Origin of the sequence: Chitinophaga eiseniae (genome assembly GCF_012641265.1) — a bacterium.
In the GTDB taxonomy this organism is placed as follows: domain Bacteria; phylum Bacteroidota; class Bacteroidia; order Chitinophagales; family Chitinophagaceae; genus Chitinophaga; species Chitinophaga eiseniae_A.
Genome location: NZ_JABAHZ010000001.1, coordinates 1 through 13,222, shown reverse-complemented (window position 1 = coordinate 13,222; position 13,222 = coordinate 1). Strand labels below are relative to the sequence as shown.

General features: G+C 47.0%; 11 protein-coding genes, 1 tRNA gene and 1 pseudogene. 6 read left to right on the top strand and 7 right to left on the bottom strand.

Annotated features, from left to right (window positions below; all coding sequences use genetic code 11):
- Position 1 precedes the first annotated feature (1 nt).
- Positions 2-3,184, top strand: coding sequence for an error-prone DNA polymerase (locus HGH91_RS00065; RefSeq protein ID WP_168736434.1), 3,183 nt, complete (start codon positions 2-4; stop codon positions 3,182-3,184).
- 6 nt (positions 3,185-3,190) lie between these two features.
- On the opposite strand, the gene HGH91_RS00060 is transcribed toward HGH91_RS00065, so the two are convergent.
- On the bottom strand, positions 3,191-3,847 hold the full coding sequence (locus HGH91_RS00060) for a GIY-YIG nuclease family protein (protein ID WP_168736433.1): 657 nt from the start codon (positions 3,845-3,847) through the stop codon (positions 3,191-3,193).
- A 165-nt stretch (positions 3,848-4,012) separates the two neighbouring features.
- Here HGH91_RS00060 and HGH91_RS00055 point away from each other — a divergent pair, with 165 nt between their 5' ends.
- Positions 4,013-4,687, top strand: a complete 675-nt coding sequence (locus tag HGH91_RS00055; RefSeq protein ID WP_168736432.1) for a GNAT family N-acetyltransferase — start codon at positions 4,013-4,015, stop codon at positions 4,685-4,687.
- Between the two features lie 3 nt (positions 4,688-4,690).
- On the opposite strand, the gene HGH91_RS00050 is transcribed toward HGH91_RS00055, so the two are convergent.
- Positions 4,691-4,987 (bottom strand): hypothetical protein, encoded by a 297-nt coding sequence (locus HGH91_RS00050; protein ID WP_168736431.1) that lies wholly within the window; start codon positions 4,985-4,987, stop codon positions 4,691-4,693.
- Between the two features lie 300 nt (positions 4,988-5,287).
- Here HGH91_RS00050 and budA point away from each other — a divergent pair, with 300 nt between their 5' ends.
- Positions 5,288-6,076, top strand: a complete 789-nt coding sequence (budA, locus tag HGH91_RS00045) for an acetolactate decarboxylase (RefSeq protein ID WP_168736430.1) — start codon at positions 5,288-5,290, stop codon at positions 6,074-6,076.
- A 45-nt stretch (positions 6,077-6,121) separates the two neighbouring features.
- Here budA and HGH91_RS00040 read toward each other — a convergent pair whose 3' ends face one another.
- Positions 6,122-6,655: a CHRD domain-containing protein gene (locus HGH91_RS00040; RefSeq protein ID WP_168736429.1), complete on the bottom strand. Its 534-nt coding sequence runs from the start codon at positions 6,653-6,655 to the stop codon at positions 6,122-6,124.
- A gap of 115 nt (positions 6,656-6,770) precedes the next feature.
- Here HGH91_RS00040 and HGH91_RS00035 point away from each other — a divergent pair, with 115 nt between their 5' ends.
- The 3 genes from HGH91_RS00035 to HGH91_RS00025 all read left to right on the top strand — a co-directional run bounded on the left by HGH91_RS00035 (position 6,771) and on the right by HGH91_RS00025 (position 7,833).
- Positions 6,771-7,193, top strand: a complete 423-nt coding sequence (locus HGH91_RS00035; protein ID WP_168736428.1) for a PaaI family thioesterase — start codon at positions 6,771-6,773, stop codon at positions 7,191-7,193.
- A gap of 3 nt (positions 7,194-7,196) precedes the next feature.
- Positions 7,197-7,727 (top strand): DinB family protein, encoded by a 531-nt coding sequence (locus HGH91_RS00030; RefSeq protein WP_168736427.1) that lies wholly within the window; start codon positions 7,197-7,199, stop codon positions 7,725-7,727.
- A gap of 32 nt (positions 7,728-7,759) precedes the next feature.
- Positions 7,760-7,833: transfer RNA gene (locus HGH91_RS00025), tRNA-Pro, on the top strand.
- Between the two features lie 538 nt (positions 7,834-8,371).
- On the opposite strand, the pseudogene HGH91_RS31575 reads toward HGH91_RS00025, so the two are convergent.
- From HGH91_RS31575 to HGH91_RS00005, 4 genes and pseudogenes are all read right to left on the bottom strand, one after another.
- A pseudogene (locus HGH91_RS31575) lies at positions 8,372-9,406 on the bottom strand (recombinase family protein); the annotation flags it as partial.
- Between the two features lie 29 nt (positions 9,407-9,435).
- Positions 9,436-9,690: a hypothetical protein gene (locus tag HGH91_RS00015; protein WP_168736426.1), complete on the bottom strand. Its 255-nt coding sequence runs from the start codon at positions 9,688-9,690 to the stop codon at positions 9,436-9,438.
- Between the two features lie 567 nt (positions 9,691-10,257).
- Positions 10,258-11,736, bottom strand: a complete 1,479-nt coding sequence (locus HGH91_RS00010) for a PLP-dependent aminotransferase family protein (RefSeq protein WP_168736425.1) — start codon at positions 11,734-11,736, stop codon at positions 10,258-10,260.
- A gap of 325 nt (positions 11,737-12,061) precedes the next feature.
- A partial coding sequence (locus HGH91_RS00005; RefSeq protein WP_168736424.1) for a T9SS type A sorting domain-containing protein occupies positions 12,062-13,222 on the bottom strand: 1,161 nt, incomplete at its 5' end.

The window sequence follows — 13,222 nt, the reverse complement described above, 5'->3', positions numbered from 1 at the left end:
TATGCATTACACAGAGTTACAAGTCACCACCAACTTCAGCTTCCTGCGTGGCGGTTCTCATCCCGAGGAACTGGTAGAACAGGCTATAGAACTGGGATATACGGACATCGCCATTACAGACATCAACAGCCTGGCAGGCATTGTACGTGCGCATACAGCGGCAAAGGAAAAGCATATACGTATTATTCCCGGCTGCCAACTCCAGCTGCTGGACGGCCCCAGCCTGCTGGCCTACCCTACCAACCAGGATGCTTACAGCCGCTTATCGGCCTTACTGACGAAAGGGAACCTCCGGGCTGAAAAAGGGCAATGCCACCTGTACAAAGCAGATGTATATGAACATGCGGAAGGTATGATCTTTATTGCCCTGGCGCCAACAGCCCTCAACGCCAATTTCGACTATGAAGATACCTTTAAAAGCGCCCTGCGGGAATACCGGAAAGCACTGGGCAAACAGCTGTACCTGGCCGCTACCCGCACTTACCAGGGAGATGATTTTAAAAAATTATTCCGGCTTTCACAGCTGTCAGAAAAACTGCATATACCTATGGTGGCCACCAATGATGTACACTATCATCATCCCGAACGCAGGCAGCTACAGGATATCCTTACCTGTATCCGGGAAAAATGTACGATCTATACTGCCGGCTACCGGCTACACGAAAATGCAGAACGATACCTGAAACCTCCACAAGAAATACAGCGGCTATTCCGGCAATACCCCGATGCCATCCGCCGTACCCGGGAAATAGCCCAGGCCTGCCAGTTCTCCCTCAGCACACTCCGGTATATCTACCCCGAAGAACTCACCAGTGAAGGGCGTACGCCACAGGAAGAACTGGTATACTTAACCTGGAATGGCGCCGCAGAAAAATTGGGAAACGATATTCCTGCCGGAATAAAAAAAGATATCCAACGTGAACTGTCATTTATCGAAGAGATGAATTATGCCTCCTATTTCCTGACAGTATATGATATTGTGAGATTTGCCCGCAGCCAGGATATACTTTGCCAGGGACGCGGCTCTGCGGCTAATTCTGCGGTTTGCTTCTGCCTGGGCATTACGTCTGTTAATCCCACCAAATTCGACTTACTCTTTGAACGCTTTCTTTCTTCTGCCCGGAATGAGCCACCGGATATTGATGTAGACTTTGAACATGAACGCCGGGAAGAAGTCATTCAATACATCTACAATAAATACGGGCGGGACCGGGCCGCTATAGTAGCTACCGTTACGCAGCTGCAGCGCAAAGGGGCTGTTCGCGATGTTGGAAAGGCCATGGGATTATCGGTAGATATGATTAACCGGTTGTCTGATACGATGTGGGAACTAAGCGAAGCCTGGTATGAAGGCAAACAGCTGTCCAGCCAGGGTTTTAACCCGGCAGACCCTCATCTGCGCAAAGTGCTGGAATTAACTGATCAGCTGATCGGCTTTCCCCGTCAGCTGGGACAACATACCGGTGGCTTCATCATCACCCAGGGAAAATTATCGGACCTGTGCCCGCTGCTGAATGCACGAATGGAAAACAGGATCAATATTGAATGGAATAAAGATGATATTGAAGCCCTGGGATTCCTGAAAGTAGATGTATTGGGGCTGGGTATGCTCACCTGTATCCGCAAAGCATTTCACCTGGCCCGTGATCACTATGATCTTCATCTTACATTGGCCAATATTCCCCAGGATGATGGGGCGGTGTATGAAATGGTGAGCCATGCCGATACCATTGGCGTATTCCAGATAGAAAGCAGGGCCCAGCAATCGATGCTGCCCCGGTTAAGGCCTAACAAATTTTATGACCTGGTGATCGAAGTGGCCATTGTGCGGCCTGGTCCTATACAGGGCGACATGGTGCATCCTTACCTGCGCAGACGGAATGGGGAAGAAAAAGTTTCCTATCCTAAAGACGAACTAATACCTATACTGGAAAAAACATTAGGCGTACCGCTGTTCCAGGAACAGGCCATGAAAATTGCGATGGTAGCTGCCCGCTTTACCGCATCGGAAGCTGATGAGTTGCGGCGCAGTATGGCTACCTTCAAATCCGGCGGGCAGGTTAGTAAGTTCAGGGAAAAGCTGGTAGATGGCATGGTGCAAAATGGATACGATACAGAATATGCGCACCGTATTTTCAAACAGCTGGAAGGCTTTGGTAGTTATGGTTTTCCAGAGAGTCATGCTGTATCCTTTGCATTGCTGGTATATGTATCTTCCTGGCTAAAATGTTATTACCCCGACGTATTTGCCTGTGCGTTGCTCAACAGCTTACCAATGGGTTTTTACCAGCCGGCGCAAATAGTGATTGATGCCCGGAAGCACGGGGTTAAAGTAAGGCCTGTAGATATTAATTTTTCTTTGTGGGACAACACCCTGGAGGAACATTCCGGTAAATACCGGGCTATGCGGCTAGGTTTCCGCCAGGTAAAAGGCATCAAGGAAGAAGATATTGCCAGCCTGCTTTCAGGCCGTAGCACCCATTACCAGAGCATTCCGGCGCTCCGGGAAGCGGGCGTGCTGCACACTACCCTGGAGAAGCTGGCAGATGCCGATGCCTTCAACTCTATAGGGCTCAATCGTCGCCGGGCATTGTGGGAAGTATCCGCCCTGCATGACCGTCCTACCGGTATGTTTACCGGTCAAACAGCGGAAAGCGCCGCAGAAGCCAGCGTACAATTACCTGAAATGACGGCCGCCGAACAGGTGATTCATGACTATGGCTCCTTATCGCTTTCTTTAAAAGCCCACCCGGTGAGCTTTGTCCGGGAGAAGCTCAATTTATTGCAGGTGCTGACAGCCAAAGACCTGGAATACATAGACGATGGTGCTTTCGTGAAAGTGGCTGGCCTGGTATTAGTACGGCAAAGGCCTGGTACGGCCAGCGGGGTTTGTTTTATTACCATGGAAGATGAAACCGGCTGCTGCAACCTGGTGGTATTTGAAAAACTGTTTACCCATTACCGCAAAGAAATTGTGCAATCGCGTTTGCTCATGGTAGAAGGTAAATTACAACGGGAAGGGGAAGTGGTGCATGTGGTAGTGCAACATTGCTATAATTTCACCAAACTCCTGCAACGCTTAATTCCTACTGGTGCTGAGGCGCCTGCCAGCGCTACTCCAGCCGTTAGAAAGGATCAACCACAACAAGGAAAAATTTTCCCGGAGGGCAGAAATTTCAGGTAATGTTGGTTAATACAGCTGATTGCGCAGGATTCTTTTGATCATCTGTATGGTACCGCGACTCACTTCATTTTTGTATTTCTGCAGGATGAGGGCTTCGCTGGTGCCATTGCTCAGCTCATTGACTACACGCAGCCATTTGCCCAGGAATGCGGAATTGGGGGTACGATATTTCAGCAATCTCCTTACCGTATCAATAATAGCCTTGTTTACGGTGCCTTCATGCAGCTGGAAGATTTCGTCGTTGTTGAGCCCCAGCTCCACATCATCTGCGATGCGGGAATAGTCCATCAGGTACTTTTCATTGGCTTCCATTACCTGTAGTAACGGGTTATCGCTAAAAACGAGTTCGTTGTATTTACGCTGTTGCTTTTGCAGGGATTGGAGGGCATAATTACGGGCAATGTTGTCGCAGATGATCAGGTCGTCTTTGCTGAGCTCGAACCACTCTCCTTTTACGCGTTTATGCTGAAAAACGATGTGCAGACTTTCTTCCAGGTCTGTCATGTTGAGGGCGGCGTACTGCCGGATAACGCGGAACATGACAGGCAGGTGGGTATGATAGGCAGCCAGCCGCTTATGCAGGTCCTGGGTTTTGCCTATTTTATACAGATTTTTGCCTGTACTGAGAATATACACACATTTGCCAACTTGTACTTGCTCCATGAGGTGGTTTTCACGCTTTGCGAAAATAATAATTTAATAATCAATTTACGATCCTGATTATTATGCGCCAAATCTGCCGGCGGCATCATCTTTTTATTTACGCTGACATTCCTGTAAAAAATTGGTCTGTGATTTCCGGGAGGCTTATATTAGCATCGTGATTTATTGAACCAAAACAATCACCTGATAGAGATGGCCGACGTAGTAGCTCCACACATTGTTGAAACCTGGGTAAAGGGCTGGTCGCTGGCCCGCGAAGTGCCACCACCAGTACCTTATGGCAGCGGATTCCGGACGGAATTGGGCTGGGCAGACGCCAAAACACGTTATGTTTTTCCCGCTTTAAGCCAGGAATGTCATACGCTGGCCGGCACTATTCATGAGCCTTATGTGTTTATTAAAGTTTGTGCACCGGCAGAAGCATTGGCTGCACTGTTGCCGGCTCCCTGGGAAATTACCACACATGCTTTTATGATGGCTTGTCCGGGTCCTATGGGCTCGCCCAAACATCCCCTTCCGCCAGGGTATCGCCTGGAAGTGATAACAGCAGCTCCTGTATTCATTGTCCGTATATTGACGGCAGACGGAGAAGAAGCCGCTATTGGTCGTATAGCCATCACCGATGGTTACGCTATTTACGATCGCATTGCCACACAGCCCGATCATCAGCGCCGGGGTCTTGGCAGTATTGTCATGAAAGCCCTGGAAGAGACAGCCCTGGCAAATGGGGTTTCACAAGGCTTACTGGTGGCTACGCCGGAGGGAAAAGCCTTGTATGAGTCGCTCAACTGGCAGTTCCTGTGTCCTTACACCACCGCTGCCATTCCAGCAGAAAAATAACGCCTATTGTTCATTGCCTGGCCTGGCCAGTACTTTATCTTTTTCGGCTACTGGTCCCTGGTAGCTGAACCGGCGGTTTTCGTCGCGCGTATTGATTAAGCAGCTGTCGCCCACCAGGAAGGGGATATTTTGGAAGACAGGTTTGCCCAGCCCATCCCCCGGGGCAATGTATATCTTGTTGACTTTATCCGGCAGGCTATATTCCGAATATTCGGTATCGTACATCGTATGTACCAGGTATAAATGCCGCGATGCGGGGCCGTTGACAAGCGTTTCGAAGCCTTCGGCCGTTTGGGTCATCGCGGGAGGATCTGTGGGCGTTATTTTCTTCCGCTACTTCCATGCGGCTGGCATTGTAATAGCCGGGTATTACGGGGGAAGCTTTCTGGGCTAGTACAGGTGACTCCATGATCAGCAATAATAAAACGGATAAACCAATCGTGTATCTCATATATGGGAAGTTAACATCCGGCTACTGCCGGTTATCTAAAGATAGTAACTTTCCGTTGGCCTATGGCAGCGGGCGATTTTACATTTCTTCTCTTTTATTTTTTCTCTACCTTTCCGGTATTTTATCATATTTCAACGATACCAACGAACATGTATGTCCCTATTTTAACGCTGCTGCTAACATTATCCGCTCCTGCCGGGCAGCCGGCTAAAGACACCACCCACCACCAGCTCTTCACCGCAGGAGTAGCCAGTGGACTGATGGGCGGTCTGTATGATGGATTTTACCCGATAGACTCCCTTGTCACAAAAGGAGATTTTGGCCTCGGTGCGCCGGATAAAATAGACGGGGAGCTGCTGTTTTTAGATGGTAAGGCCTATCAGACGCAATACACGGGAAAAACTACGGAAGTGTTGCACCGGCAGCAGCTGACGCCTTTCAGCATGATCAATTTCTTCCATACCGACCTGACTTTCACCGTGCATCAGTCCATGGACAGAGCAGCCTTGTACCATTACCTGGACAGCCTTTTGCCAAATATGAACGGCCTCTACGCCATTCATATCAAGGGTAAGTTCAGTCACCTGAAAACAAGGGCTTTTCCACCGGTGCATGAGGCGCCGTATCCGCCGTTGGCGGGCATGTTGGGGCTGCAACATTTCTTTCAATTCAATGCCTGTGCGGGAGACCTGGTAGGCTATCGTTTACCGGCGTACATGGATAACACCAACATTGCCGGGTATCATTTTCATTACCTGTCGGATGCACGGGATGCGGGCGGTCATATCGTGGATCTGGCCATTGCTGATGTGGTGATTACTGTGAGCATACTCGACAGCTACACCTTGCAAATTCCCACCTCTCCTGCCTTTGATCACTTCGACTTTAAGCAAAACAGGCAAGAAGACATAAAAAGCGTGGAAAAGGGTTCAAAATAACAGTCAGAAGGATGCCTCCATTGCCTGAGGCATCCTTTTGTTTAGCTAATAGCCCGAACCTCCTCCGCCACCTGTCATTTTCGAGGTGGAGATTTGCCCTCTTATTTCCCCATTAGGGAAAGCGGCGGTATGGATATTTACATACCAGTTGCCGGAGAGCAAATCACCCGCCTGGCCCGCACTAAGCGTTACTGTTCCGGATACTGAGCCAGTGGCATTAGCAGGAAAGCCTGTAATGGCAATCGCCACCGGGGCTGCCACACCTGCTGCACCAGGCCCATGGAAGTGCATACCTGTAGGCACTCCGCTGATTTTACTCCAGCTAAGGGTGAAGCTGAGTTTATATGTTGCAGGATCATAAGTACCTGTGAGTGTACCTGTACCGGTACTGCCGTTGGCAGGCGTTTCCTGTGCTCCTGTCAGCGTTGCACTAACGGTATAAGTACTACCTCCACCAGGGTTACCGTTACCACCATTATAGCCCCCGCCACTACAGGCAGCCATACATACAGCAAAAAATAAAGAACTGTATGCAAACCACTGTCTCCTCCATAGGCGGGAGAAAGATTCCTTTTTCATAACAGTTGTTTATAGTTAATACGGGAAATGTGTGTTAAATGTTGCCTCATTAACGAACCTTTAACGGTGGCCTTACAAATAGTCAAAAATGCCTATCTTTCCCGAAACAACATACATGTTAGACCCACAGATCAGCGAAAGAATCAACGCTAGTTTTGGACGGCAAAAGCTCATGCAATTTTATGGCGCCCACATCGAACAGATCGATCACGGATCCATCGCCATTGCTGTACCTCCCACTGATTTCCTGTTGCGTACTTCCGGCATTTTTCACGGCGGCGTCATTGCCGCCCTGGCCGATACTGCGGGAGGCTACGCCGCTACCACACTTTACCCGGAAGATGTTTCCTTTCTCACCATAGAATTTAAGGTCAATTTTCTGCGCCAGGCGAAAGGTGAAATGCTCATCGCCAAAGCTACCGTGATTAAAGGAGGCGCTACTATTACGGTAGCACAAACCGATCTTTTTATCCGGAATAACGATCAGGAAGCACAAGTCGCCACCTCTTTAATCACCCTCATAAAAGCCAGCAAATAAGCCATGGAAATCCTTAGCATACCACCCTTTCTCGAATACTACGACAAAGTACGGGAACGTACCCTCCGGCTCATCAGCGTAGTGCCACCCGATCAGCTGGACTGGTCGTACAAACCGGGTAAGTTCAGTATCGGCGACCAGATCCGGCATATTGCCACCATCGAAAGGTATATGTTTGCCGAAACCATCGCCGGCCGCCCCAGCGCCTACCAAGGCTGTGGCAAAGAGCTGGCCGACGGCTACGACAACGTTGTTGCCTTCTTCAACGAACTGCACCAGCAATCACTCGCCATATTCCGGCAACTGAGCGATGCAGACCTGCAACGTAAATGCACCACGCCCGGCAATGTAGAAATGCGTATATGGAAATGGATGCGCGCCATGGTAGAACATGAAATTCACCATCGCGGCGAACTATATATTTACCTGAACCTGCTGGGCGTAAAAACGCCGCCCATGTACGGACTCACCGCAGAAGAAGTAGCACAAAACAGTACACCGATAGCCGGTACCGAAAAAAATCCGGTGAAATAACTGGGGGAATTTATTAAATTAGCCACCTCAAACGGGATGTAGCGCAGCCCGGTAGCGCGCTTCGTTCGGGACGAAGAGGCCGCAAGTTCGAATCTTGTCATCCCGACTTGATTGGACAGGATGGTTTTAATACCATCCTGTCCTTTTTTATTTTCGGCTGAAACGCTGTTCACGTCTGCAAAAAGGGAAAAAACGCCGTTCACTTTTTGAGTTAGAAATGCCCCGTTTTTCAAATTATATGATACTCCCTCCGGAAACACCAATTTTTGCAGGGATTCCTTTTTAGGGATATTGCCACAATCCCATGCTGTAGCCAGTTCCCGAGAAATTATGACCGCTTTACTTAGGTACTGTTCCAAGTTAGAACTGTCAATACCACTTTTTTTGATTTCGCTTTCTATATTGTTCTTCTGCTCGATGTATTTAGCCTTAAATTTCTGGTAGCTTTCATCGCCCATTTTCTTATATACATGGAAACTTTCCTCAATGTTATTCAGGTATACTTGTACTTCTCCGAGCTGCTTTTCTAACTCCATAATATGAACATAAGCTACTTCATTACGCTTTCTGAAGAATTGGCTCATGTGATACTGAAGGGGTGCGAGCGTATCATCCCGAAGGCTATAGTGAGATAGAAACTCGATAAATTGTTCATTGAGCTTCTTGGCGCTTATATTACAGTTGCAGCCAATGCCACGACATTTATAGTAATATATGTTCTTGGAAGTATAACCGGTAAAGGCATTACCACACATGCCACACTTAACGAATACCTTTAAGGGGAGTTCTGCTCTTTCTTTCTGATGATATACGCCAAACTTTCCACCAGCTGCGGCACGGATTTCATTTATTTGCAGGAACTCTGCCTGTGAGATTAGCGCCGGGTGCTTTCCTTTTATAGCTGCTCCATTCAGCATTTTGTTTACAATAATCCCACAATAAAAGGGATTGCTGAAGATCATAGACAGTTTCTGTTTATAAATGGTTACCCCGAGGGCTTTAAGACGGAGTAATATATCTTCGTTTTTCACTCCCATTAATTTCCACTGAAATGCTTTGCGCAGACGTTCGCCAGTCTTATTTACCACGATGGTACGAACACCATTCATAGTGACGGCATCATACCCCATCGGTGGTTTAAGGCACCAAATGCCAGCCTCTAATTTCTCTTTAGACCCTGCCATTGTTGCTTGTCTGCGTTGCTGGTTATCCCAATGAGCAAAGAGGAAATTTATATTCTGCTGAAACTGACCATTGGTAGTAGAGGTGTCTGTTGGCTGAGTTACTGCCAATATTTGTACTCCATATTTCAACAATAAATCTTCAGCAAGCTTAATTGCCGCCCCTCCTGTTCTGCTGAACCGCGCTGTGGTGTATACTAATATGTGGCTGATCGCCCCCTTTTTGGAGCGGATGAAGTTCAGCATCCGTAAAAACTCCTTTCTGCCATCCGTTTTGGCAGATTCAAAAGTGCCGCCAAAATATTCTATAAGCTTAAAGTCATTGCGTCTTGCATAGTCCTCAATTGTCTTTCGTTGAAATTCGAGGCTTAGATTTTTGTCTGCCTGTTCTTTGGATGAAACACGTGTGTAGACCACAGCTTGTTTTATGTCTTTGATCAGGTTATTAGTACCGGAGGTTCTTGCCCATTTCTGAAAAGCATCTACTGTTTTGAGCATTTGTTTTGATTTTTGGGATAATAATGTTTTTATGCTGCCTGATTTAAGGGCATTATTTCACAAGTATCTAATTGATAATCAACATTATGTATTTCTTTAGAAATCGCCAAATCATATAAAATTTCTGCAAGGAGGTGTATCGACTCAATTACTGATTCGGCCTGCTCGTCCGAATAATGCTCACAGCCCGGAAATTTTCTAAGCAGTTCAGGTGTAAGCTCACCCTGGTCTTTTATAGGTAATGACATTACTGCTGATGGCTGCCTGTGTGTTACTTGTTCCATAGATATATAGTTTTTCCAACCCGTCAATATATGACAGGTAGAACAGCCACTTTACAGCTCATGCGCTGTATTGCAAGCAACATGAAACAATTTCGCATATAGGTAGTTAATTGCCGGTCGCCGGAGTAGGTGGTGAAAGGCGATGCGGAGAAAGAAAAGTAGTATGTGCTTACAACAAGTTGATAAAGGGATAAGGGTCACATAGGCGGTGGGCCGATCTTCTCGTATATGATTAGCATTTGTGCGACCGTATAATAGTAGCCTAATCGCGGGCCGATCTCTGCTTCAAATGGACTTAACCAGGTTCTGATAATGCGCCTGCTTACTCCGTATTGGTCGGCAAGCTCCTTGAGTGTGTGTGCGGTTACTTTGCGCGGATGGTTCATGTGGGCTTCGTTTGATTTCATAGTTGTGAAATGTTGATTCATGGGAAATATGAAAGCACAGACAAGCTAAGGCAATAGCTTGCCAGTACGACTACAGTTTTTTGTAGATGGAATAATTATGCAGATGCGATCAAAGAACGCAATGAAGAGATGGTTAAAACTTTTGAGGGCTGACGCTGATTCAATGCAAATGCGTCAAAACATCGGCAATGGCTTCAATCGTATTGATAGATTCTCGTGGTGATAGGGATGCGTAGCCAATGCGTAGCGCATTGGGCGGATGCTTGCTATATGCGATCAGGTTTGCTGGTGGTATCCAAATGTCCATTTCCAGCAGACGTTTACGAATATTATCGGTATTAAAGCGCTGATCAGGAATCAGCCACAATGCAAGACCTGCATCCGGGACGTTTGCAGATACTAAAGGATGCAGGTGTTTTTCGATATATGCTACCATATTGTCCCGTTTCTTCCGGTATTCCCGTAAGCTGGCACGTGCAGCACGCCCGATAATATCTGTCTTCATCATATCAGCTACCGTTAATTCCAGCACGGCGTCTGCCCGCTGGTATATGCTGTAGTAGAGCGCATGTAGCGACTGGATGAATGCCGCCGGCCCTGCAACACAGCATATCAGGTTTAACGGTGCCATCATGCGGCTCAGGTTCGTTAAGTAGATAACATTCCCTTCGACATTATTTGACGCAAGAGGTAACGGTGCTGAAGGATCGAATGAAAACTCATGATTGTAGTCTGTTTCTATTATGGCAAAACCATATTTCTCTGATAGGGCGATCAGGTGCTTTCTGCGTTGCAGAGATAAAGTCGCAGTTGTTGGGTATTGGCAGGAAGGAGAAATGTAAACAGCTTTTATTTTTTTTTGTTGCAGCTCCCGCTCCAGTATATCCGTGCGGATACCCTCACTGTCCACCTGGACAGGTAAGAGCATAGCACCGGCGCGTTGAAAGGTTTGCCAGCATATTGCGCCCCCGGGATCTTCCACTGCAACTACATCCCCTTTCTGCAATAGCGTCTGTGCGATCATATATAGCGCCATCTTACTGCTTATGATAATACAGAGGTTGGAATCATCAATATGAAGGCCACGACGTGTACGAAGCATCCGGCCAGCTTCCAAAAACAGCTGCCGGAAACTATTGCCGCTGTTGTATTCTGCTTTCTTCTGCCGGGTACTACGAAAAGACATCAGTTTATAGGTTGCCACGAACTTACCGCTTGGAGCGAGTTTAGGATCGGGGAAACCATCGTCCACTTTTACCTGCCAACGTCCCGGAGGCACCTCAGTTGTGATAATCTCATTATTAAACTCATTGAAAGTAAAAGATAGTTTCTGTTTGTGCGTGACCTTCCTGACGGCGATATCCCTTTGGTGCGGGATATGATCTGCAATAAGCGTTCCTTTCCCTCTTACACTTTTAAGAATGCCTTTGCTTGCCATTTCAGTATAGACAGCTGCAATTGTATTACGGCTCACGCCGAGTAAACTGGCCAGCTCGCGATAACCGGGCAAGAGCATCCCCGGAGTTAACCTCCCGTTACTGATTTCATGTACAATGCCATCTTCAATTTGCTGGCTCAGGTTCTTTCTTTGTCTGTCAAGTTCAAATGACAAGACATTTTTCCATGCACGGAATGCCATAGGTAAATGGTATGGGTTTCAAGTAAACAATTAAGGTGGGCGCTACCTTAGATAAACGTGCTTTCTTCAACAGGGAGAAAAGATGCTTCCAGGCGTAGGGATTTGGTCTTCAGAGTTCCGGTCTTCAGGTTAATGAGTATGTGTCCTGTTTTGAAAATCTTTATCGAATGTATATGAATTTCAGTTACAAAACACTGGCCCAAGTTCGAGAGTGCAAAACTGGCCCAATCATGACAAACCATTTCAGGACAATCTTGTAAGCAATAAAAAGGGGTGCCGATAAGCACCCCTAAAGCTACACTGTAGCCGCTCAGAGAAAGAGTATCTATTTTAGCTTGGTAATCTTAATTGTTTCCTCGCTGCCCCTACTATTGGTAAAATGTACAAGGTAGATTCCAGGTTGAAGCACGCTGGTATTTATAGAGTATGTCTGCCCCTTAACAAAGGCATTATTTTTCTTAACCATTGCTGTTTTACCCGCTACGTCCGTTACTATGATATCTGATTGTATATCGCCATCTCCGTTGTAACCAAAATACAGCGTATTGTCTACCGGGTTTGGATAAGCAAAGAAATTGCCCTGTTTGAGTACTTCTGTGGTTGCCGGGGCTTTCCTTGCAAAATGCAGCAAATCCGCTACCGGTGTTTTGATTAGGAAACTCACGTCTCCGTACAGGTCTGAATAAGTATTTGTTGCATCTGAGGTAAACTGCCTGAAATGAACAGTAAAATCATTACCATAGCTTTTTGCGCCGCTGCGCAAATGTATTTCTACTCCTACAGGGAAACGTTCACCAGCATCTAATGATATGCCATCCAGTTCCAAAGTACTAGAGCCGTCAAAGGTTACTGATTTATTATGTTCATCTGATGTTGCATAGATGCCGTGAGAACCGGCAGCCACCCAACGATCAAAAAGATCACCAAGATACAGGGTGATATAGCCAACTGCTGAGAAGTCACCGGCAAGCTGTTTATGTATTGCACGGTCATTGATGAGCTGGAAGCTAAAAATGTGCTGCTCTGTTTCTGCATTGGCTACCCATACCTGATGCTTTTCTGTGCCCTTATTATAGAGGTCAGTATTTGTCACAATCAGGTTACGGGTTACAATGTTGTTATTGTTAGTTACATTGTATTTTTCATTGCCACCCGTTTCAGGAACATGCATAAAAACGTCAAACCAATTCACGCCACCAAAAGGAGGATGTGTCGCAACCTGTTCGGTAATCCTTGCCAGCAGGCATACATCTACCTGATTTGGGCTATTTGCATAGTCTTGCGGGATATGTGGCTTCCATGCAGTCTCCACGAGTACGGAAGCCCCCGGAGCTAACTGTAAGGGGACATCTTTTACACTGATCTCACCTCCTGCAACTACCACACCTCCGGTAGCTCCTGGTACAAAAGTGGAGCCCGTCCAATCGTTCAGAATATTATTCGGGTCCCAATGCTCACCGGTACTCGCCAGTGTCCAGTAAAAATG

Excerpts from the sequence above, each read along its gene's own strand:
- HGH91_RS00065 (WP_168736434.1), top strand. The coding sequence starts at position 2 with ATGCATTACACAGAGTTACAAGTCACCACCAACTTCAGCTTCCTGCGT.
- HGH91_RS00060 (WP_168736433.1), bottom strand. The coding sequence starts at position 3,847 with ATGGAGCAAGTACAAGTTGGCAAATGTGTGTATATTCTCAGTACAGGC.
- HGH91_RS00050 (WP_168736431.1), bottom strand. The coding sequence starts at position 4,987 with ATGACCCAAACGGCCGAAGGCTTCGAAACGCTTGTCAACGGCCCCGCA.
- budA (WP_168736430.1), top strand. The coding sequence starts at position 5,288 with ATGTATGTCCCTATTTTAACGCTGCTGCTAACATTATCCGCTCCTGCC.
- HGH91_RS00040 (WP_168736429.1), bottom strand. The coding sequence starts at position 6,655 with ATGAAAAAGGAATCTTTCTCCCGCCTATGGAGGAGACAGTGGTTTGCA.
- HGH91_RS00035 (WP_168736428.1), top strand. The coding sequence starts at position 6,771 with ATGTTAGACCCACAGATCAGCGAAAGAATCAACGCTAGTTTTGGACGG.
- HGH91_RS00030 (WP_168736427.1), top strand. The coding sequence starts at position 7,197 with ATGGAAATCCTTAGCATACCACCCTTTCTCGAATACTACGACAAAGTA.
- HGH91_RS00015 (WP_168736426.1), bottom strand. The coding sequence starts at position 9,690 with ATGGAACAAGTAACACACAGGCAGCCATCAGCAGTAATGTCATTACCT.
- HGH91_RS00010 (WP_168736425.1), bottom strand. The coding sequence starts at position 11,736 with ATGGCATTCCGTGCATGGAAAAATGTCTTGTCATTTGAACTTGACAGA.